At 62.0% G+C, this 20,077-nt stretch carries 22 protein-coding genes and 3 tRNA genes; 16 read left to right on the top strand and 9 right to left on the bottom strand.

From position 1 onward, the window contains the following. Window positions 1–133: 133 nt before the first annotated feature. Window positions 134–1,060 (bottom strand): alpha/beta fold hydrolase, encoded by a 927-nt coding sequence (locus tag AC0969_RS03955; RefSeq protein ID WP_479622810.1) that lies wholly within the window; start codon window positions 1,058–1,060, stop codon window positions 134–136. 125 nt (window positions 1,061–1,185) lie between these two features. Between AC0969_RS03955 and AC0969_RS03950 the strand changes: the two genes are divergently transcribed. The 3 genes from AC0969_RS03950 (at window position 1,186) to plsY (ending at window position 3,502) form a co-directional block, all read left to right on the top strand. Then, complete coding sequence (locus tag AC0969_RS03950; protein ID WP_479622809.1) at window positions 1,186–2,247, top strand: aldo/keto reductase; 1,062 nt, start codon at window positions 1,186–1,188, stop codon at window positions 2,245–2,247. A gap of 78 nt (window positions 2,248–2,325) precedes the next feature. Then, the gene (locus AC0969_RS03945; RefSeq protein WP_479622808.1) at window positions 2,326–2,817 is read left to right on the top strand and encodes an aminoacyl-tRNA deacylase; all 492 of its coding nucleotides are present in this window, start codon (window positions 2,326–2,328) and stop codon (window positions 2,815–2,817) included. Window positions 2,818–2,872: 55 nt separating this feature from the next. Then, window positions 2,873–3,502 carry a glycerol-3-phosphate 1-O-acyltransferase PlsY gene (gene plsY / locus AC0969_RS03940; protein WP_479622807.1) on the top strand — a complete coding sequence of 210 codons (630 nt, stop codon included), beginning with the start codon at window positions 2,873–2,875 and terminating at the stop codon, window positions 3,500–3,502. A gap of 1 nt (window position 3,503) precedes the next feature. Here plsY and AC0969_RS03935 read toward each other — a convergent pair whose 3' ends face one another. The 3 genes from AC0969_RS03935 to AC0969_RS03925 form a co-directional block, all read right to left on the bottom strand. Beyond that, on the bottom strand, window positions 3,504–4,475 hold the full coding sequence (locus tag AC0969_RS03935) for an HD-GYP domain-containing protein (protein ID WP_479622806.1): 972 nt from the start codon (window positions 4,473–4,475) through the stop codon (window positions 3,504–3,506). Window positions 4,476–4,525: 50 nt separating this feature from the next. Next, the gene (locus tag AC0969_RS03930) at window positions 4,526–5,128 is read right to left on the bottom strand and encodes a retropepsin-like aspartic protease family protein (protein ID WP_479622805.1); all 603 of its coding nucleotides are present in this window, start codon (window positions 5,126–5,128) and stop codon (window positions 4,526–4,528) included. Window positions 5,129–5,289: 161 nt separating this feature from the next. Further along, complete coding sequence (locus AC0969_RS03925) at window positions 5,290–5,775, bottom strand: YajQ family cyclic di-GMP-binding protein (protein ID WP_479622804.1); 486 nt, start codon at window positions 5,773–5,775, stop codon at window positions 5,290–5,292. Between the two features lie 74 nt (window positions 5,776–5,849). On the opposite strand from AC0969_RS03925, the gene murB reads away from it, so the two are divergent. Both murB and AC0969_RS03915 read left to right on the top strand, forming a co-directional pair. Beyond that, a complete protein-coding gene (murB, locus tag AC0969_RS03920; protein ID WP_479622803.1) occupies window positions 5,850–6,890 on the top strand; it encodes a UDP-N-acetylmuramate dehydrogenase in 1,041 nt (346 codons plus the stop codon). A 15-nt stretch (window positions 6,891–6,905) separates the two neighbouring features. Next, the gene (locus AC0969_RS03915) at window positions 6,906–7,325 is read left to right on the top strand and encodes a 5-carboxymethyl-2-hydroxymuconate isomerase (protein ID WP_479622802.1); all 420 of its coding nucleotides are present in this window, start codon (window positions 6,906–6,908) and stop codon (window positions 7,323–7,325) included. A 120-nt stretch (window positions 7,326–7,445) separates the two neighbouring features. Here AC0969_RS03915 and ppnP read toward each other — a convergent pair whose 3' ends face one another. Both ppnP and AC0969_RS03905 read right to left on the bottom strand, forming a co-directional pair. Further along, window positions 7,446–7,763, bottom strand: coding sequence for a pyrimidine/purine nucleoside phosphorylase (ppnP, locus tag AC0969_RS03910; protein WP_479622801.1), 318 nt, complete (start codon window positions 7,761–7,763; stop codon window positions 7,446–7,448). Window positions 7,764–7,869: 106 nt separating this feature from the next. Further along, window positions 7,870–8,220 (bottom strand): Spx/MgsR family RNA polymerase-binding regulatory protein, encoded by a 351-nt coding sequence (locus AC0969_RS03905; RefSeq protein ID WP_479622800.1) that lies wholly within the window; start codon window positions 8,218–8,220, stop codon window positions 7,870–7,872. Between the two features lie 31 nt (window positions 8,221–8,251). Here AC0969_RS03905 and folC point away from each other — a divergent pair, with 31 nt between their 5' ends. The 9 genes from folC to rlmD all read left to right on the top strand — a co-directional run bounded on the left by folC (window position 8,252) and on the right by rlmD (window position 15,628). Beyond that, entirely contained in the window at window positions 8,252–9,541 is a 1,290-nt protein-coding gene (gene folC / locus AC0969_RS03900; protein WP_479622799.1) for a bifunctional tetrahydrofolate synthase/dihydrofolate synthase, read from the top strand. 8 nt (window positions 9,542–9,549) lie between these two features. Continuing rightward, a complete protein-coding gene (locus AC0969_RS03895) occupies window positions 9,550–10,266 on the top strand; it encodes an SPOR domain-containing protein (protein ID WP_479622798.1) in 717 nt (238 codons plus the stop codon). Between the two features lie 12 nt (window positions 10,267–10,278). Continuing rightward, window positions 10,279–10,764: a CvpA family protein gene (locus AC0969_RS03890; protein ID WP_479622836.1), complete on the top strand. Its 486-nt coding sequence runs from the start codon at window positions 10,279–10,281 to the stop codon at window positions 10,762–10,764. Between the two features lie 27 nt (window positions 10,765–10,791). Further along, window positions 10,792–12,318 carry an amidophosphoribosyltransferase gene (gene purF / locus AC0969_RS03885; RefSeq protein WP_479622797.1) on the top strand — a complete coding sequence of 509 codons (1,527 nt, stop codon included), beginning with the start codon at window positions 10,792–10,794 and terminating at the stop codon, window positions 12,316–12,318. A 14-nt stretch (window positions 12,319–12,332) separates the two neighbouring features. Next, window positions 12,333–13,715: a glutamate--tRNA ligase gene (gene gltX / locus AC0969_RS03880; protein WP_479622796.1), complete on the top strand. Its 1,383-nt coding sequence runs from the start codon at window positions 12,333–12,335 to the stop codon at window positions 13,713–13,715. Between the two features lie 89 nt (window positions 13,716–13,804). After that, window positions 13,805–13,880: transfer RNA gene (locus AC0969_RS03875), tRNA-Ala, on the top strand. Between the two features lie 30 nt (window positions 13,881–13,910). After that, a tRNA-Glu gene (locus tag AC0969_RS03870) sits at window positions 13,911–13,986 on the top strand. Between the two features lie 57 nt (window positions 13,987–14,043). After that, a tRNA-Asp gene (locus AC0969_RS03865) sits at window positions 14,044–14,120 on the top strand. A gap of 83 nt (window positions 14,121–14,203) precedes the next feature. Beyond that, complete coding sequence (gene rlmD / locus AC0969_RS03860) at window positions 14,204–15,628, top strand: 23S rRNA (uracil(1939)-C(5))-methyltransferase RlmD (protein WP_479622795.1); 1,425 nt, start codon at window positions 14,204–14,206, stop codon at window positions 15,626–15,628. Here the strand turns inward: rlmD and AC0969_RS03855 are convergent. After that, entirely contained in the window at window positions 15,625–15,999 is a 375-nt protein-coding gene (locus AC0969_RS03855) for a hypothetical protein (RefSeq protein WP_479622794.1), read from the bottom strand. The two genes, rlmD and AC0969_RS03855, sit on opposite strands and share 4 nt — an antisense overlap. A gap of 122 nt (window positions 16,000–16,121) precedes the next feature. Continuing rightward, window positions 16,122–16,829, bottom strand: a complete 708-nt coding sequence (locus tag AC0969_RS03850) for a Bax inhibitor-1/YccA family protein (protein ID WP_479622793.1) — start codon at window positions 16,827–16,829, stop codon at window positions 16,122–16,124. A gap of 210 nt (window positions 16,830–17,039) precedes the next feature. On the opposite strand from AC0969_RS03850, the gene AC0969_RS03845 reads away from it, so the two are divergent. After that, a complete protein-coding gene (locus tag AC0969_RS03845; RefSeq protein WP_479622792.1) occupies window positions 17,040–17,447 on the top strand; it encodes a GlcG/HbpS family heme-binding protein in 408 nt (135 codons plus the stop codon). Between the two features lie 42 nt (window positions 17,448–17,489). Here the strand turns inward: AC0969_RS03845 and AC0969_RS03840 are convergent, their stop codons facing one another. Then, the gene (locus tag AC0969_RS03840) at window positions 17,490–18,431 is read right to left on the bottom strand and encodes a choline sulfate utilization transcriptional regulator (RefSeq protein ID WP_479622791.1); all 942 of its coding nucleotides are present in this window, start codon (window positions 18,429–18,431) and stop codon (window positions 17,490–17,492) included. Between the two features lie 110 nt (window positions 18,432–18,541). Here AC0969_RS03840 and betC point away from each other — a divergent pair, with 110 nt between their 5' ends. Next, window positions 18,542–20,074 carry a choline-sulfatase gene (gene betC, locus AC0969_RS03835; protein WP_479622790.1) on the top strand — a complete coding sequence of 511 codons (1,533 nt, stop codon included), beginning with the start codon at window positions 18,542–18,544 and terminating at the stop codon, window positions 20,072–20,074. Window positions 20,075–20,077 lie beyond the last annotated feature (3 nt).

Below are 20,077 nucleotides of genomic sequence, written 5' to 3'. Positions count from 1 at the left end.
GCTGACAGTCCCAGTGCTTGGCAAAATAACGCTTCTTGCATTTGTGTTTCTCCTTTGGGATTGGATGTCAACACAATTTTCTAGCCCGTGGTGCGCCACCCGAAACGGAAGAGAGCCTAAAAGCCTCATATTTTTACGCCAAAAATTCCTCCACCAGCCGCGCCAAGGCTTCTGGCTGGTCGTGGTGCAGCATGTGGCCGGCATCCTGGATGACGGCGACTTGCGCCTGGGGGACGGATTGCAGGCGCTCGTGGTATTCGGCCAGGGAATAACGGCCTTGCCAGAGGGTGGCCAGGCTGTCGTCTGCGGCCTCTACGGCCAGGGTGGGCGCGGTGATGCGCTGGTACACGGCCAGCACTTCATCGACGCGGTACAGCTGGGCTCCGCGCAGTTTGTGGGCCGCGTGGCCCAGGATTTGCCAGGGGCGGGTGCCGTCGTCTTGCACTGTGGGTTTGGACCAATGCTGGGCCAGCCACAGGGCCTTGTCTTCGGGCAGGCGGGGGTTGGTTTTCATCAGGCGCTGGGCCACGCCGCGCAGGTCGGGGTAGGTTTTCAGCACGGTCTCGCCCTGGTGCAGGCTGTGCAGATCGTCCATCCACTGGGCATAGCGGGTGGGGGCTTGCGCGGGCCGGGTGGCGGGCATACCAAAGCCCTCCAGGTTCACCAGGCGGCGTACGCGTTCGGGGCGGATACCCGCGTACAGCATGGCCACGTGGCCGCCCATGCTGTGGCCGACCAGATCGACCGTCTGGTCGGGGGCGTAAGCGCGCAGCACGTGGTCGAGCAAAAAGTCCAGGTCGGCTAGGTAGTCGGGGAACCAGAACGTGTCGGCGCCGCCGTTGCCGGTCAGGCCAAAGCCGCGCCAGTCGGGGGCTACGATGTGGCGGTCCTGCACCAAGGCATCCACCATGAACTGGTAGCTGGCCGCCACGTCCATCCAGCCGTGCAGCAGCACCAGCGGCGGCTGGCCGGGCTGAGGCTGGCCCCATTGGCGCAGGTGGTACGGGATGGTGCGCAGCGTGGTGGATTCGCTGCGCGAGGGGCGATGGATGGCATACATGCTGCGATGTTAGCCAGTGCCGGGTGGATTTGCCTGTCCGTTGCACGACTGGAAGGGCGCTACGGCCAGCCCTCTCGCTGTTGTAGGATGGAAAAATTCCCTTTCTGACTATCCTGCCTCCCCCTATGAAAAAAATCCAACTTGGTCAAAGCGACCTGCAAGTCACCGAAGTTTGCCTGGGCACCATGACCTTCGGCGAGCAGGTGGATGCCGCCCAAGCCCACGCCATCCTGGACCGCTCTTTGGAGCGCGGCGTGAACTTTGTGGACACGGCGGAGATGTATTCCGTACCCGCCCGCGCCGAGACCTACGGCGCCACCGAGAGCATCCTGGGCCAGTGGTTCACAAAAAACCCCGGTGTGCGGCAAAAAATCGTGCTGGCTACCAAGGTGGCGGGCCCGGCACGCGGCATGGGCTGGATCCGCAATGGCAGCCCCGACCTGACCCGCGCCGAGATCATCGAGGCCTGCCACGGCAGCCTGCACCGCCTGCATACCGACGTGATCGATCTGTACCAGATCCACTGGCCGGTGCGCCACGTGCCAGCGTTTGGCGGCGTGTATTTCGACCCCGACAAAGACCTGCCCGTGTCCTCTATCCACGAGCAACTGGAGGCGCTGGCCACCCTGGTCCAGCAGGGCAAGGTGCGGGCGATTGGCCTGTCCAACGAAACCCCGTATGGCGTACACGAATTTGTGCGCCTGGCCGAGCAGCACGGCCTGCCGCGCGTGGCCACCGTGCAAAACCCTTACTGCCTGATCAACCGTACGCTGGAAAACGGCCTGGACGAAACCATGCACCGCCTGGGCGTGTCGCTGCTGGCCTATTCGCCGCTGGGCTTTGGCCTGCTGACGGGCAAATACGACACCTCGGGCACCACCGGGCCGGACGCTCCTCAGGGTCGCATGTCCCAGTTCGAGTCGATGCGCAAGCAGCGCTGGGGCCGCCCCGAGGCGCTGGAGGCCGCACGCCGCTACAACGCCCTGGCCCGCGCCAACGGCATGACCCCCACGCAGATGGCGCTGGCGTTTTGCAACTCCAAATGGCAGGTCGCCAGCACCATCATCGGGGTCACCTCGGTGGCGCAGCTGGACGAATGCCTGGACGGCTGGGGTAAGACTTTGTCTGCCGAGTTGCTGGCTGCGATTGACAAAATCCGCTGGGAACTGCGCGATCCCGCGCAGTGATTGGATTGCTATTATTTAGATAGCTGTCAGCGCAGGCAATATATGCGCTAGAGGCACTTTTTATATAAATATTGAACGATGGCCAAAGCTGCGCACGTTACCGCAACCCCCGCAACCCAGTTCCTCAAGGCCCAGGGGGTAGCCTTTACCGAGCATCCTTACGCCTATCTGGAGCACGGCGGCGCCCAGCACAGCGCCGAGGTGCTGGGGCTGGACCCGTTCACGGTCGTCAAAACCCTGGTGATGGAAGACGAGCACGCCAAGCCGCTGATCGTGCTGATGCACGGCAACCGTGCGGTGTCGCTGAAGAACCTGGCCCGGCAGATTGGCTGCAAATCCGTCGTGCCTTGTAGACCTGAGGTGGCCAATCGGCACAGCGGCTACCTGGTGGGTGGCACCTCGCCGTTTGCCACCCGCAAAACCATGCCGGTGTACATCGAAGCCGCGATTCTGGAATTGCCACGCATCGCCATCAACGGCGGGCGGCGCGGCTACTTGGTGGGGCTGGCCCCGCAGGTGTGTGTGCAGTTATTGAACGCAAAGCCGGTGGACTGCGCAATTCCGCTCTGACGAACAGGCAAAATGCGCTCCAGTTTGGAGACCCATTTTGACCACGATTTACCCGATGCTTTACCCCGTTTTGGCCACCCTGGCCGCCTATCTGCTGGGCTCTTTGTCGTTTGCCGTCATCGTCAGTCGGGTGATGGGCCTGAACGATCCGCGCACCTTTGGCAGCAAAAATCCCGGGGCCACCAACGTGCTGCGCTCGGGCAGCAAGCCCGCCGCCATCGCCACCCTGCTGCTGGACGGCGTGAAGGGCTGGCTGCCGGTGGCGCTGGTGGGCTGGTATGGCGCGCCCTACGGCATGGAAGACGGCACTATCGCGCTGGTGGGGCTAGCCGCGTTTCTGGGCCATCTGTACCCGGTGTTCTTCAAATTTGTGGGCGGCAAGGGCGTGGCCACCGCGCTGGGCGTGTTGCTAGGCATCCACCCGCTGCTGGGTTTGGTGGCCATGCTGACCTGGCTGCTGGTGGCCTTTGTGTTCCGGTTTTCGTCGCTGGCCTCGCTGGCGGCGGCGGGCTTGGCCCCGGTGGTCTACGTGTTGGGCAGCGGTGGTGCCTGGTACAGCGAAACCCCAGTGCTGGTGTCGATCTGTGTGATGGGCGCACTGCTGTTTTACCGCCACCGCGAAAACATCGTGCGCTTGCTCAATGGCAAGGAATCGCGCCTCGGTAAAGGCAAGAAGCCAGCTTGATCTATCGGTTTGCGGCAGCTTTGTCGGCGTAAATGCCCTGGCGCAGCAGGCTTTGGTGGTTGACGCGGATCTTCACCGCGTCCTGCGTCAGCGCGGACTGGATCAACGGGCTGCTGGTGGCGGTGCGGTGCAGGCGCGGCGGCAGATAGGCCTCGCCCTTGCGGTTCAAGAGCGCGGCGATCAGTGGTTGGTTGGCTTTGGCGCTGCGGCGCAATACCACCGCTGTTTCGCCGTTGTCCATGCGTACATAGGTGCCGGGCGGGCACAGGCCGATGGCGCGCACCAGGGCAAAACCCACTGGGTCGTGCGTGCCCATGATGCTGCGCACCGAGTCCGTTACGCTGCGCCCGCTGCGTGATTTGCGCGGGCTGACCATAGCGGCATAGCGGTCCACCACGCGCAGGCTGTGGGCCAACCGGGGCACCAGGCCTAGGGTCTGGATGTCGCAGCGTGGGTCGTGTATGTCATGGTGGCCGGCCACCACCTCCAGCCAGTCGGCATCGGTAATGCCCACGTCGGCCAGCACCTGGCGGCTGGCGGCGGCGTGGGTATTGATCAGCGCCTGCTGGGCTTCGGTGGGTTGGCTGGCTTGTACGGCCAGGCTGTCTTGCAGCTGGGTCATGCCGATGTTCATGGTCATGGCGGCAAACACCAGGCTGTCGCGTTCGCTGTCCACCAGCCGCAGCTCCTGTGCGGTGATGTGGCACAGCACGGCGCACACCAGGGCGTGCAGGGCGCTGTAGCCTACCGATGCATTGGTAGCGAGCTGGAACAGTAAATACAGGGCGGTATCGGTGTCTTGGTGCAGAAGGTCTTGCATCCAGCGGTCGTACTGCCGGATCTTGGATTCAAAGTCGGGGATGTTGTGCGGATTGGCCAGCACCATCGCCAGGCCCGACTCCAGGTCGGCCCACAGGCTGAGCAGGTCTTCGTAGTCGGCATCCTGCGGGTGGGGCACTTGGGTGGTGGGCATTGCTCGTGGGCGGTCTATGGGGGCTGGCTGAATTTATCAGAGACGGGGCGTTAGTAGCGCCGCTCCAGCACCATTTGGTCGTTGATGCGGGTCATCTGGAACTGGTTTAAAAAGCTATTGCCCAGCAGCACGTAGGGCATGGAGGCGGGCGTAATCACGGCCTCTACCCCCGGCAACTCCACATCGCCAATGCGCACAGAGTTCAGCCGCACCCGCCAGCCGACGGCATTGCCGTTGGCCGTGCCCATGCGCACCTGTTCGCCATTCTTGTACGGGATGCCCATGCGCTCGGCATCGTTCACCCCCAGGCTGACGGCCGTAGCGCCCGTGTCCACCACAAACTGCATGGCTTGGCCGTTGATCTTGCCGGCTCCTATGAAGTGGCCCTGGCTGTCGGCCGTGAGCATGATCTTGTTGCCCGCCCCTTTGCCCTTCACGCTGACCGGCGACTCGCCCACGTGGAGCGTGGTGCGTTTGCCCGCAATCTCGACCACCGCCTCGTCGTTGGCGGCCGATACCAGCTTCACCCCCAAATAGGTTTCGCCCGGGGCCACGCTTTTGGGCGCGCGGCCATCGACCAGCAGCAGGGCCTTGCCGCCCATCATGCCGCTGAGGGCCACGGTTTGGGCCGCCGCGTTCGTACCTATCAGCAACGCTATAGAGACAATGACAAATCTGGCTTTGATCACACCCCCGGCGCGCGAAGCAGCGCCCCTTCGCGAATACCGCAGAACCGGCTTTGCCGGGCTGCTGGTATTGCCCCCTGCAAGGGGGTTGGCGGCCACACGCAGTGGGCAAGCCTGGGGGTGTTCCATCAATCCCTTTGGTTGTTGAAGCTCAGGGGCAGGTCGGTGATCTCTTTGCGGATCAGCGCCATGGCCGATTGCAGATCGTCGCGCTTGGCACCGGTGATGCGCACCGCATCGCCCTGGATGGCGGCGGTGACCTTGAGCTTGCTGTCTTTGATGGCGCGGGTGATCTTTTTGGACACTTCGGTCTCGATGCCGCTGCGCACCGTGATGACTACCTTGACCTTGTCGCCGCCCATCTTCTGCACGTCGCCCTTGTCCAGAAACTTCACGTCCACATTGCGCTTGGTGAGCTTGTTGGTCAGCACGTCCATGATCTGGTCGAGCTGGAACTCGGCATCGCCGATCAGGGTAATTTCTTTGTCCTTTAGCGCGATGCTGGCCGAGGTGCCCTTGAAGTCGAAGCGGGTGGTGATTTCTTTGGTGGTGTTGTCCACGGCATTGCGCACTTCGGGCATGTCGGGTTCGCAAACGGTATCGAATGAAGGCATGGTTTTCTCAAAAATGTGGTGTGGGCGCGGGCTGTATTGGCAGATGGCCCGCCGCCCGGTGGGACAATCTGGCCATGTTAATCGAGAAAAATGTTCCCCTGCGCGGCCTCAATAGCTTTGGCATCCACGCCCGCGCCCATACCCTGGTGCGCATCCACAGCGAGGCCGATCTGCTGGCGCTGCGTGGCGACCCCGTGCTGGCCGACCAGCCCAAGTTCGTGCTCGGCGGCGGCAGCAACATCGTCATCACCGGCGACGTGAAGCCCGTGGTGCTTAAAGTCGAAGTGATGGGCAAGCGGCTGGTGCAAGAGACCGACAAAGCCTGGACCGTGGAAGCCGGAGCCGGTGAAAACTGGCACGACTTCGTGGCTTGGACCATAGACCAGGGCTACTGGGGGCTGGAGAACCTGGCGCTCATCCCTGGCACCGTGGGAGCCACGCCGGTACAGAACATCGGGGCCTACGGCGTGGAGCTGCAAGACCGCTTTGATGCGCTAGACGCTGTGGATTTGCACACCGGCAACAGCTTCAGCCTGAACGCCGCCCAGTGCGCCTTTGGCTACCGTGATTCCGTCTTCAAACACCAGGGTGGCATGGGCCTGAAAGGGCGTGCGTTAATCACCCGCGTGCGCTTCCATCTGGCCAAGGCCTGGAAACCCGTGCTGGGCTACCTGGATCTGGAAAAGAAGATGGCCACCACCGGGGTGTATGCACCCAGCGCAGGCCAGATCTTCGACTGGATCTGCGAGATCCGCCGCACCAAGCTGCCCGACCCGCAGGTGCTGGGCAATGCGGGCAGCTTCTTCAAGAACCCCACCGTCAGTGCCGAGCAGTGCGCCGACATCATCGCCCGCGAGCCCCGCGTGGTCTATTACCAGCTGGACAACGGCACGGTGAAGTTGGCCGCAGGCTGGCTGATCGACGCCTGTGGCTGGAAGGGCAAGTCGGTAGGCAACGCCGCCGTGTACGACAAACAGGCGCTGGTGCTGGTGAACCGGGGTGGGCCTGAGCATCCGGCCACTGGCGGCGAAGTGATGACTCTGGCCAAAGCTATCCAGACCAGTGTGTATGAGCGCTTCGGCATCCGTTTAGAGCCCGAGCCGGTTGTTGTTTAACTCTTAAAAGCCACCATGCCGCATCTTGTAATTCTTTATACCGGCCAGCTCGACAAACCCGCCGCCCAAGGCGGCAGCGACATCGGCCAACTCTGCCGCAGCCTGGCCGACACCATGCTGGGGGTGCAAGACGATGCGGGCAAGCAGCTCTTCCCCACCGGTGGCACGCGGGTGTTGGCCTACCCGGCTGCGCACTACGCCGTGGCCGACGGCACGGGGGATTACGCGTTTGTGTACCTAAACCTGCGCATGGGCAAGGGCCGCAGCGAGGCCACCCAGCAGCGCGCGGGCGAAGCCCTACTGGCCTGTACCCGGGCGCATTTCGCGCCGATTTTTGACCAGCGCCCCATCGGCATCACCCTACAGATCGACGTGGGCCCCGAGGTGTTTGACGGCAAGCACAACAACCTGCACCCGCTGTTCCAGAAGAACTAGCGGATACAGGCAGAACGCGCACCTTCCAGAAACACCGCAGAACTGGCAATGCCCGGCTGCTGGTGTTGCCCCCTACAAGGGGGTTGGCGAAAGATGCGAAGCACTGCAGCCTGGGGGTGTTCAACCAAAATGGCAGATGTAGTGGTACGGGGCTGTCACACGGATTTGGAATGACGTGTTGCCCGCCACATTGAATGTTTCGCCTTCGCCGGACTTCACCCACACATCCGTGCCCGCCAGCATGTACTCGCAGCTACCGCCCACGCCCTCCATGATCTCTGGCGCACCGGTGTTGAAGGTCAGCGTGGCGGGCAGGATCACGCCCACACTTTTCTTGCTGCCGTCGGCAAAGGTCACGCCGTGGCTGATGCACTTGCCGTCGAAGTAAACGCTGGCTTGGGTGGTAACGGTGACGCTGGGGATATGGGTGGTGGTCATGGATAAGGCGATTCGCTATAGGTTATGTAGCTGCTTACGCAGGTCGTATATGCGCTAGAGGCACTTTTTATCTAAAAAATACGCGCCATCCTATTTTAAAGGCGGCTTACTGGCGGATTTTGGCAGCCCATGTGTCTGCGCTGAAGCCCACCGTGGTGGCATCGCCCCATTCCACCACCGGGCGTTTGATGGTGCTGGCGTGCGCCGCCATCACCGCTTGGGCGCTGGCCGCATCCACCACGCTGGCCTGGGTGGCGGCATCCAGCTTGCGCCAGGTTGTGCCCTGGCGGTTCAGCACTTTCTCCCAGCCCAGTGTGGCGGTCCAGGCGGCCAGCCGGTCGGCGGGCACACCGGCTTTTTTGAAGTCGTAGAAGGTGTAGGGCAGGGTGTGGGTGTCGAGCCATACGCGGGCCTTTTTGACCGTGTCGCAATTGGGGATGCCGTAGAGGGTAATCATGGAAGAATTATCGTTTGCGACAATAGGGGCTATGCAAACCCTTAACGACTGGCTGGCGCACTGCGAACAGCTGCACCCCAAAAACATCGACCTCGGCCTGGACCGGGTGCAGGCCGTGGCCCAGCGCATGGGCCTGCGCTTTGATTGTCCGGTGATCACCGTGGCGGGTACCAACGGCAAGGGCTCGACCTGCGCCATGCTGGAGGCCATCCTGCTGCAATCGGGCTACCGCACGGGGGTTTACACCTCGCCACATCTGGTGCATTTTGAAGAGCGCTGCCGGATCGGTGGCGAGATTGCGGTCGCTGCGGATTTTGTAGCGCACTTCGCAGCTGTGGAGAGCGCAAGGGGCGATATTTCCCTCACTTATTTTGAGTTCACCACGCTGGCGATCCTGCGTTTGATGGCCCAGGCCGGGCTGGACGTGGCGATTCTGGAAGTAGGTTTGGGCGGGCGGCTGGATGCCGTCAACGCCATCGACACCGACTGCGCCATCCTCACCAGCATCGACCTGGACCACATGGAGTTTCTGGGTACCACCCGTGAAGCCATCGGCTTCGAGAAGGCCGGCATCATGCGCGCGGGCAAGCCGGTGGTGGTCAGCGACCCGGTGCCGCCGCAAAGTGTGCTGGACCACGCCCAAGCCATCGGTGCCGACCTGTGGCGCTTTGGCGAAGACTTCAACTTCTCCGGCGACAAGCAGCAGTGGGGCTGGGCCGGGCGCGGGCGGCGTTATGCCGGTCTGGGCTACCCCGGTTTGCGGGGTGCCAACCAGTTGGTGAATGCGTCTGGTGTGCTGGCCGCGCTGACCGCGCTACGCGACGTGCTGCCCATCACCGCGCAGGCCGTGCGCGTCGGCTTGTCGATGGTCGAATTGCCCGGTCGCTTCCAGGTCGTTCCCGGCCAGCCCACCCTGGTGCTGGACGTGGCACACAACCCGCACGCGGTGGCGGCGCTGGCGGCAAATCTGGACGCAATGGGCTTTTATCCCACCACCCATGCGGTGTTCGGCGCGATGGCCGACAAAGACTTGCTGCCCATGCTGGCGCGCATAGCCCCGCTGATCGACCGCTGGTATTTCACCGACATGCCCACCCCCCGCGCGGCCTCGGCAGTGCACTTGCAAAGCCAATGGCAAGCCCAAAATACCCGCAAAGATGCGGCCAGCACGGTGCATTCCGACCCCATGCAAGCCTTGCGTGCAGCCATTGCCGCCGCAGACCCCGCTGATAGAATCGTGGTCTTTGGCTCGTTTTATACCGTTGGCGGCGTGCTGGAGGGTGGCATTCCCCGGCTGACCGCCAAACACCTCGGCTCCTGACACTCCGCATGGCTTTTTTCAAGTTTCGTACCCAAGGCGATGAACCGTCGGCAGGCCCCGCTGAAACCATAGACGGCATGCGCCGTCGCGCCCGGCACCGCCTGATTGGCGCGGCGCTGTTGGTGCTGGTGGGCGTGGTGGGCTTCCCGCTGTTGTTCGACACCCAGCCGCGCCCCGTAGCGGTGGACATCCCGATCGACATCCCCGACAAAGCCAAGGCCAAGCCGCTGAGCGTGGGCACAGTGAAGATCGAAAAAGCGATTGAGACCGAAGAGCCTGCCGCCGTTGTGGCACCGGTCGCCAAAGAACCCAAGATCACGGCCGAATCCAGCCTCAATCCGCAGGAAGAGGTGGTGCCCCCCCGGCCCGTGGCCAAGGTGGAAAAGCCTGCCAAGCCCGAGCCAAAACCGGAGCCCAAACCCGTCCACAAGCCGGATGACGATGCCGCCAAAGCCCGCGCCTTGCTAGACGGCAAAACCGTTGCCGATGCAAGCGATGGCCGCTTCATCGTGCAGGTGGGTGCGTTTGCCGATGCTGATAAAGCCCGCGAAGCCCGTTCCAAGCTGGAGCGGGCGGGCTTGAAAACCTACACCCAGGTCGTAGATACCAAGGACGGCCCGCGTACCCGGGTGCGGGTCGGTCCCTTTGTCGGTAAGGCCGAGGCCGAAAAAGCCGCCAGCAAGATCAAGGGCCTGGCTTTGTCCGCCTCGATCTTGTCCTTGTAGGTGCTGGCTTCCGTGGCGCTGCTGGACTGGGCGGTGCTGGCCATTTTGTTCATGTCCCTGGTGCTGGGCGGGTTCCGTGGCCTGGTCTTCGAGGTGCTGTCGGTGCTGGGCTGGATCGCCGCCTTTGTGGCTGCCCAGTGGTTCGCGGCCGACGTGGCCGCCAAGCTGCCGATGGGCGCGGCCTCTGGCACGCTGCGGTTTGCGGCCGGGTTTGTTGTGGTGTTTGTGGCGGCTGCGTTTGCCGCCGGGCTGGTCGCCCGCTTGGTCAAAACGCTGGTGCAGGCAGTGGGCCTGCGACCTGTGGACCGCGTGCTGGGGGCAGTGTTTGGCCTGCTGCGCGGCGCAATTTTGGTGTTGATCGGCGGAGTTGTCATCCACCTGACCGGCATGTACCAGGGTGCATGGTGGCAAGAATCTCGCAGTGCCGGTGTCATCACCGATGTGCTGCACACCGCCCGGCCGTTGTTGCCGGAGGCTTTTTCTCAATTTTTACCATGACGCAAGTCACTCGCTAGGGAATAAACCATGTGTGGAATCGTTGGAGTTGTCAGCAACGCCCCAGTCAACCAGTTGATCTATGACGCCCTGTTGCTGCTGCAACACCGGGGCCAGGATGCAGCTGGCATCGCCACCCAGTTGGACCGCAAGTTCTTCATGCACAAGGCCAAGGGCATGGTGCGCGATGCGTTCCGTACCCGCGACATGCGCGGCCTGCCGGGCAATTGCGGCCTGGGCCAGGTGCGCTACCCCACGGCGGGCAATGCCTATAGCGAAGAAGAGGCCCAGCCCTTCTACGTCAATGCACCCTTTGGCATCGTGCTGGTGCATAACGGCAACCTGACCAACGCCCATGCGCTGAAGGCCGAGCTGTTCAACACCGACCACCGCCACATCAACACCGAGAGCGACTCCGAAGTGTTGCTCAACGTGCTGGCGCACGAGATCGAAAAATCTACCCGGGGCCTGCCGCTGTCGCCGATGGATGTGTTTGCCGCCGTGCGCAATGTGCACCGCCGGATCAAGGGGTCGTACGCCGTGATTGCCTCGATTGCCGGCCACGGCCTGCTGGCGTTCCGCGACCCGTTCGGTATCCGCCCCATGTGCATTGGCCGTGGCCCTGGCTCGGTGATGCTGGCCAGTGAATCCGTCGCCTTGGAAGGCACTATGCACACCCTGGAGCGCAATCTGGCCCCCGGTGAAGCCGTGTTCATCGACCTGGAAGGCAATGTGCACGCCCAGCAGTGCGCCGACGCGCCCACGCTGAACCCCTGCATCTTTGAATACGTCTACTTGGCCCGACCGGATTCGGTGATGGACGGCATCTCGGTCTACCAGGCGCGTCTGAACCTGGGCGAAACGCTTGCCAAGCGGGTGATTTCCACCGTGCCACCGCAAGACATTGACGTGGTGATTCCCATCCCCGAATCCAGCCGCCCTAGCGCCATGCAGTTGGCGCAACTGTTGGGTCTGCCGTACCGCGAAGGTTTTGTGAAAAACCGCTATGTGGGCCGCACCTTTATCATGCCCGGCCACGAGGTCCGTAAAAAGTCGGTGCGCCAAAAGCTCAATGCCATCGCCAGCGAATTCAAGGGCCGCAATGTATTGCTGGTGGACGACTCCATCGTCCGTGGCACCACCTCCAAAGAGATCGTGCAAATGGCCCGCGATGCCGGTGCCCGCAAGGTCTATATGGCCAGCGCCGCACCGCCCGTGCGCTTCCCCAACGTCTATGGCATCGACATGCCTACCAAGGATGAACTGGTCGCGCATGGCCGGACGGTGGATCAGATCCGCGAGTTGATTGGCTGCGACGCCCTGATTTACCAGGACGTCGATGGCATGAAGCGCGCCATCTGGGCGGCGGCTGACACCTCACCCGACTCGCCCAATATGCCTATCAGCGGCTTCGATGCCTCCTGCTTTGATGGCGTGTACGTGACCGGTGACATCACCATTGACGACATTCAGCGCATGCGCGACAACCGCCCGGTGGAGCAAGAGTCGGGTGGCGACAACTCCCGTCTGGCCCTGCCGAATGCCGAACCCGCCTAATTTTTGAGAGTGTTATGAAGACCCGTACCCGTTTCGCCCCGTCGCCCACCGGATTTATCCACCTGGGCAACATCCGCTCCGCCCTGTACCCCTGGGCCTTTGCCCGCGCCACTGGCGGCGATTTCATTTTGCGCATCGAAGACACGGACGTGGAGCGTTCCACCCAGGCCGCCGTGGACGTGATCATCGAAGGCATGCGCTGGCTGGGTCTGGACTACGACGAAGGCCCGTTTTTTCAGATGCAGCGCATGGAACGTTACAAAGCTGTGCTGGCCGACTTGGTGGCGGCTGGACACGTGTACCCCTGCTACATGTCGGTTGCCGAGCTCGATACCCTGCGTGATGCGCAGATGGAAGCCAAGGAAAAGCCCCGCTATGACGGCACTTGGCGGCCCGCAGACGGCAAGACGCTGCCGTCCATTCCCGCAGGCGTGCAGCCCGTGCTGCGTTTCAAGAATCCGCAGGGCGGGTCGGTGGTGTGGGAAGACAAGGTCAAGGGCCGCATCGAGATCAGCAACAACGAGCTGGACGATCTGGTGATTGCCCGCCCCGACGGCACGCCCACTTATAACTTCTGCGTGGTGGTGGACGACCTGGACATGGACATCACCCACGTCATCCGGGGTGACGACCACGTCAACAACACGCCGCGCCAGATCAATATCTTCCGCGCTTTGGGCAAAGAGCCGCCGGTGTATGCCCACCTGCCCACCGTATTGAACGAGCTGGGCGAGAAGATGAGCAAGCGCAACGGCGCCAAGCCCGTGACGCAGTACGCTGTAGAAGGCTACTTGCCCGATGCCATGGTCAATTACCTGGCCCGTCTGGGCTGGAGCCACGGCGACGACGAAATCTTCAGCCGTGAACAGTTCCTGCAATGGTTCAACCTGGACCACCTGGGCAAGAGCGCCGCGCAGTTCGACGAAGCCAAGCTGCGATGGGTTAATGCCCAGCATTTGAAGGCTATGGCCGACGATGCACTGGCCGCGCTGGTCACCGTGCACCTGCAAGCCAACGATATCCAGGCCGACGACCGCCTGCCAGCGATCTGCGGCTTATTTAAAGACCGTTGCGATACCACCGTGGTGCTGGCCGACTGGGCCGCTACCTTCTACGCCGATGTCACGCCCAAAGCCGAAGAGCTGGCCCAGCACGTCACCCCGGCAATCCAGCCTGCGCTGGCACAGCTGAGTGAGAAGCTGGCCAACTGCGCCTGGGACAAGCCATCTATAGCGGCAGCTATCAAGGAAGTATTGGCAGCGCAGGGCATGAAGATGCCCCAATTGGCCATGCCTGTGCGGGTTTTGGTGATGGGAACTGCCCAGACCCCATCGCTGGACGCAGTGCTTTTTTTAAGTAATCGCGAAAAAGTTTTGCAACGCTTGCGCAAAAGCTAAATTGCACGCTATAATTTGAGGCTTGGAAGGTTAGCAGCAAAGTAAGGCTCACAAAGCTAAACAAAACTGCAAACACTCTGTATGGTTACGGGGGTATAGCTCAGCTGGGAGAGCGCTTGCATGGCATGCAAGAGGTCAGCAGTTCGATCCTGCTTATCTCCACCAAGTTTTTTGTTGATGTTGTTCCAAGGTTTTGACCCTATCGTCTAGAGGCCTAGGACACTACCCTTTCACGGTAGGTACCGGGGTTCGAATCCCCGTAGGGTCGCCAAGTTGTAGCGCTTGGGTAGCTTGCTCGAAAGAGTAGATTACCGAAAGCTATCTACCAGGAGTGGTAGTTCAGTTGGTTAGAATACCGGCCTGTCACGCCGGGGGTCGCGGGTTCGAGTCCCGTCCGCTCCGCCAAAATGGAAAAAGCCTTCTAGTTCGTAAGAACCAGAAGGCTTTTTGCTTGGTGAAATTATTTTTAGATCCCCAGGGACATGCGCATGACAGACACCACGGAATCCACGCTTCTCGATATACCGAATTACCCCGCCGATAGCTTGTTGGTCGAGTCGCTCGACATTGAAGCCCAGGGCGTAGCCCACAAGCCGGACGGCAAAGTGGTATTTATCAAAGGTGCATTGCCTTTTGAAATCGTCACGGCCAACATCAACCGTAAAAAAGCCAGCTTTGAGCAGGCCACGGTGGGTGCTATCCACCGCGAGTCGTCCCAGCGGGTGCGGCCCGGTTGCCCGCATTTTGGTTTGCACGAAGGCGCGTGCGGTGGCTGCAAGATGCAGCATTTGCATGTGGGCGCGCAGGTGGCCATCAAACAGCGGGTGCTGGAAGACAACCTCCAGCACCTGGGCAAGCTCAAGGCCGACAATATTTTGCGTCCCATCGAAGGCCCGGCCTGGGCCTACCGCTACCGCGCACGCTTGTCGGTGCGGTTTGTGCGCAAAAAAGGCGAGGTGCTGGTGGGTTTTCATGAGCGCAAGAGCGGTTATGTGGCCGATATGAAGGTCTGCCCGGTGCTGCCGCCGCACGTGAGTGCTTTGCTGCTGCCATTGCGGGCCTTGATTGGCGGCATGGACGCGCGCGAAACCCTGCCGCAGATCGAGCTAGCCTGTGGCGATGACGTCACGGCAATGGTTTTGCGCCATATGGAAGCCCTGAGCGCGGGCGATCTGGCGCAATTGCGGGCGTTTGGCAGCTTGCACGGCGTGCAGTGGTGGTTGCAGCCCAAGGGGCCAGACACCATCCATTTGCTGGAAGAGGGCGGGGCGCAGTTGTCGTATGCGCTGCCGGAATTTGGCATCACCATGCCGTTCAAACCCACCGATTTCACCCAGGTGAATCCGCAGATTAACCGTGTGCTGGTGGTGCGGGCGCTGCGGCTGCTGGACGTGCAAAAGACCGAACGTGTGATTGACTGGTTTTGCGGCCTGGGCAACTTCACCCTGCCGCTGGCCACCCAGGCGGGCGAGGTGCTGGGCATTGAGGGCAGCGAGGCTCTGGTGGCCCGTTCGCGTGAAAATTACAAGCTAAATCAGGTTCTAGCGCAGGATTCATATGCACTGGCAGCTACAAAATTTGTAGCGCGTAACTTGTTTGAAATGACCCCCGAGCTGCTGATGACCGACGGCAGTGCCGATAAATGGCTGATCGACCCGCCCCGGGAAGGTGCTTTTGCGCTGGTGCAGGCTTTGGCGGCCTTGCATCTGGACCCTGCTTTGCGCCAGGTAGGACAGGGCTGGACACCGCCCACCCGCATCGTCTACGTCAGCTGCAACCCCGCCACGCTGGCCCGCGATGCCGATGTGCTGGTGCACCAAGCGGGTTACCGCTGCGTATCGGCGGGGATGGTGAATATGTTTCCGCACACCGCCCACGTCGAGAGCATGGCGGTGTTTGAATTGGAAGCTTAAGACGCTTTGGCCTTGCCGCTGCGGGCCTCTTTGGCCTTGGGGGCGGCTTCTTCTTTGCTAGCGGTGACAGCTTCTTCGTCGGCGGGCGGCGTGGCGGACGGGATTTTGACGACCGAGGCCACGCCTTCGATTTTGTTCTCGCGCATGTACGTGTCCATTTCCTTCCAGCCGTCAAATACCGCTGAGCGGGTGGCCTTGGGGTTCAGGGTGTAGCAGTCTTCGATGCCGCGCAGGGCGTGGCGGCAGGCACCGCCGGTGGCTTTGGCATCGGCTTCGCGCGCCAGCATCTTGGGGTCGGGGTAGACACCCGGGATCTCGCAGCCTGCCAGCAGCAGGACGGCACAAGAGACGAGGAGGTGGCGGGTGGACATGGGCAATGTGGTGGAAACAGTAGTTTGATTATCGGCCTGCGCGTCCCGGCATTGAGGCTTAGTTACGCGGGTGCAAAGAAAAAGGCCCCGAAGGGCCTTCTTTAAGGAGCCGATGGCAGGGATCAGTCGCGTTCGCCGCCCATGATGCCCAGCAGGGACAGCAGGCTTTGGAAGATGTTGAACAAATCCAGGTACAGGGCCAGGGTGGCGCTGATGTAGTTGGTTTCGCCGCCGTCGATGATTTGTTTCAGGTCATACAGCAGGTAGGCGCTGAAAATGCCAATGGCGGCCACCGAGATGGCCATCATGCCGGCGGTGGAGCCGACAAAAATGTTGACGATACTGCCCACCATCAGCACCAAAACGCCGACGAACAGCCATTTGCCCATGCCGGAGATGTCGCGCTTGATGACGCTGGCCACGCTGGCCATCACCAAAAACACACCCGCCGTGCCGGCAAATGCGGTCATCACCAGATCGGGGCCGTTCTTGAAGCCCAGCACCATAGCAATCATGCGCGAGAGCATCAGGCCCATGAAGAAGGTGAAGCCCAGCAGCACCGGCACGCCAGCGGCTGAGTTTTTGGTTTTCTCGATGGCGTAAATGAAGCCGAACGCGCCGCCCAAGAAGACGATCAGGCCGATTCCGCCGCTAAGGCTTTGGGTGATGCCGGTGGCCACGCCCAGCCACGCGCCCAAGACGGTGGGCAGCAGGCTCAGGGCCAGTAGCCAGTAGGTATTGCGCATGACGCGCTGGCGCTGTTCTTGGGATGCGCCGACGTGGATGTCGGTGGCTTGGCCTAAGCCGACGTTGGTGTAACGGTTGTTCATAACGGGTTTCCTTCTAGCACTGCAATGCAGATGCGGAAATTCTAGGTGGATTCAAGGGCAAAGCAGAAATAAGGCCGTTGGGGCGACCTATTTTCTCTGGGGTTACTGGACAAAACAGGCTGGTAATGCTTGATTTTCAGCGTGCCGTGCGGCAAAAAATGGACGCTGCCGTTATGCTTCCGGCTTTCATTTACCCACCAGGAAGCTGCCTTGAAAATCAAATCCGTACTCGAATCCGCCGACGTCAAAACCATTGCCGATGCAGCCATTGCCGAAGCGCTGAAGAACCAGTGGGCGGTGACTATTGCCATCGTGGACGACGGCGGCCATCTGCTGTGGTTGCAGCGCCTGGACGGAGCCGCCGCGCTCACCGCGCACATGGCGCCCGCCAAGGCCCACACCGCCGCACTGGCCCGCAAAGAGACCAAGGTCTACGAGGACATCATCAACGGCGGCCGCACCGCGTTCCTGACCGCGCCTTGCATCGAAGGCATGCTCGAAGGTGGCGTGCCGATCATGAAAGACGGCCAGTGCATCGGCGCGGTGGGTGTCAGTGGTGTGAAGTCGCCCGAAGACGCGCAAATTGCCAAGGCGGGTATTGCCGCCATCGGCTTGTAATTGCTCTGTTTTTTATAGCTGCTAGCGCAGGTTCTATATGCGCTATAGGCCGTTTTTGGTTAAAAACGGGTTGTGTGCCAAAGCCTGCGCGCATTCGCCCACGATCCATTGCCTGAAGCGCTGCACGGGTTCTTGGGTGCGGTGGGCGTTGGGTTCCACCAGAAAGTAGCCGTGGGCGGTGCGGGTGGGCGGGGCAACGGCGGCGAGTTGGCCGTTGCGTACCAGGTCGTCCACCAGCGGGGTCCAGCCCAGTGCCACGCCTTGCCCGGCGATGGCAGCCTGGATCACCAGCGGGTAGTTGTTCAGCGTCAGGTCGTGGCTCTCGCCGGTGGTGGCCACGCCTTGCAGCGCAAACCAGTTCTCCCAGCCCAGCCAGCGCAGGGGCTCGGTGCTTTCCAGATGCAGCAAAGGCAGCTTGGCCAGCTCGGTCGCCTGCCCGGTCAAGCCGTGCTGGGCTAAAAACCGGGGGCTGCACACCGGCACCACGATCTCCGGGAACAAGGGCAGCGCGGTGCAGCCCGGCCACTGGCCTGCGCCAAAGGCAATCGCGATGTCTACCGGTTCGCCGCGTATGTCGAACGCCTCTTGCGTGGTGACGATGCGCACGTCCAGATTCGGCACCAGCGCCCGCAGCGCGGCCAGCCGGGGCATTAGCCAGTATGCGGCAAAGCCGAAGTCGGTGGCCACGGTGAGCACTTGGCGGGTCCGGCGCGCGCGGATTTTTGCAGCCGCTTCGCCGATGCCACCCAGGCTTTCGCGCACGGCGCTGAAGAGCTGCACGCCGTCTGCGGTGAGCGATACGCCCCGGTGCTCGCGTTTGAACAGCGGTGTGCCCAAATCTTCTTCCAGTAGACCAATGCGTTGGCTCACGGCGGGCTGGCTGGTGCCTAGCTCCAGCGCAGCGGCGGTAAAGCTCAGGTGGCGCACGGCGGCCTCAAAAAAGACCAGGCTTTGCAGGGGCGGAAGTCGGCGCGGTGTTGCCATAACTAATGTTTATGGATGTATAAGAAATGAAAGTCTTCACGTGCAAATTACATGTGCGTAGACTGCATTTTTTGCATAAACCATCATTATGTTAGGAATGAAAGAGGCGCATGGCAAAACCGAATATTTTGATCCTGATGGCCGACCAGCTCACGCCCTCGGCGCTGGCCGCTTACGGCAATACCGTCAGCAAAACTCCGCATATCGACGCCCTGGCAGCGGCGGGTGTGGTGTTTGAGTCGGCCTATACCAACAGCCCGTTGTGTGCGCCGTCGCGCTACGTGTTCATGGCGGGCAAATTGCCCTCGGCCATCGGCGCGTATGACAACGCCGCCGAGCTGCCGTCCGGGGTGTTGACCTTTGGCCACTACCTGCGCCACGCGGGTTACCGCACCATTTTGTCGGGCAAGATGCATTTTTGCGGGGCCGACCAGTTGCACGGCTTTGAAGAGCGCCTGACCACCGACATCTACCCCGCCGACTTCGGCTGGACCCCGGACTGGGACCAGCCCGAAGTGCGCCCCAGTTGGTACCACAACATGGGTTCGGTGGCGGACGCAGGCACCTGCATCCGCAGCAACCAGCTCGATTTCGACGAAGAAGTGGTGTTTTTGGCGCAGCAAAAGCTGTTTGATCTGGCCCGCGACACCGATGCGCGGCCGTTTTGCATGGTGGTGTCGATGACGCACCCGCACGACCCGTATGCCATTCCGCAGCAGTACTGGGACCTGTACCGCGACGAAGATATCGACATGCCACGCGTCGCCCCGATCGACCCGGCGCAGATGGACCCGCACTCGCAGCGCCTGCGCCATGTGAGCGACATGGACAGCATGCCCATCAGCGCCCAGCAGACCCGCAACGCCCGCCATGCCTACTACGGCGCGGTGTCGTATGTGGACGCGCAGATCGGCAAAATCCGCCGCACGCTGGAGCAGACCGGCCAGGCCGACAACACCATCGTCATCCTGCTGTCCGACCACGGCGACATGTTGGGCGAGCGCGGGCTTTGGTACAAGATGAACTTCTTTGAAAACGCCTGCCGCGTGCCGCTGATCGTGCATGCGCCGCAGCGGTTTCGGCCGCACCGGGTGGCGGCATCGGTGTCGCTGGTGGATATCTTGCCCACGCTGGTGGACATGGCGTTTGACGGCGCGGCCCCAGCCGCCCCCGAGGCGCTGGACGGCCGCAGCGTCTGGCCGCACCTGCTGGGCACGGGCGGGCACGACGAAGTGGTGGGCGAGTACCTGGGGGAGGGCGCTGTGGCACCGCTGGTCATGCTGCGGCGCGGGGCGCACAAGTTTGTCCATTCTCCGGGCGACCCGGACCAGTTGTTTGATGTGCAGGCGGACCCGGATGAGTTGGTAAATTTGGCCACCAACCCCGCCACGGCCGATCTGCTGCAAGCCTTTCGCGCCGAAGTGGCGGCGCGCTGGAACCTGCCCCAGCTGCGTGCCGAAGTGGTGGCCAGCCAGCGCCGCCGCCGCTTCCACTACGCCGCACAAAACCAGGGCGTGCCCCAGTACTGGGACCACCAGCCGTTCCAGGCGGCCAGCCAGCGCTACATGCGCAACCACATGGATCTGGACACCTTGGAAGCGCGGGCGCGCTATCCGGTGGTGCACCCGGTCGTGAAACCCTAATTT

Source organism: Rhodoferax sp. LB1P47, assembly GCF_056521445.1.
This window is presented reverse-complemented; position numbering and strand designations above follow the sequence as displayed.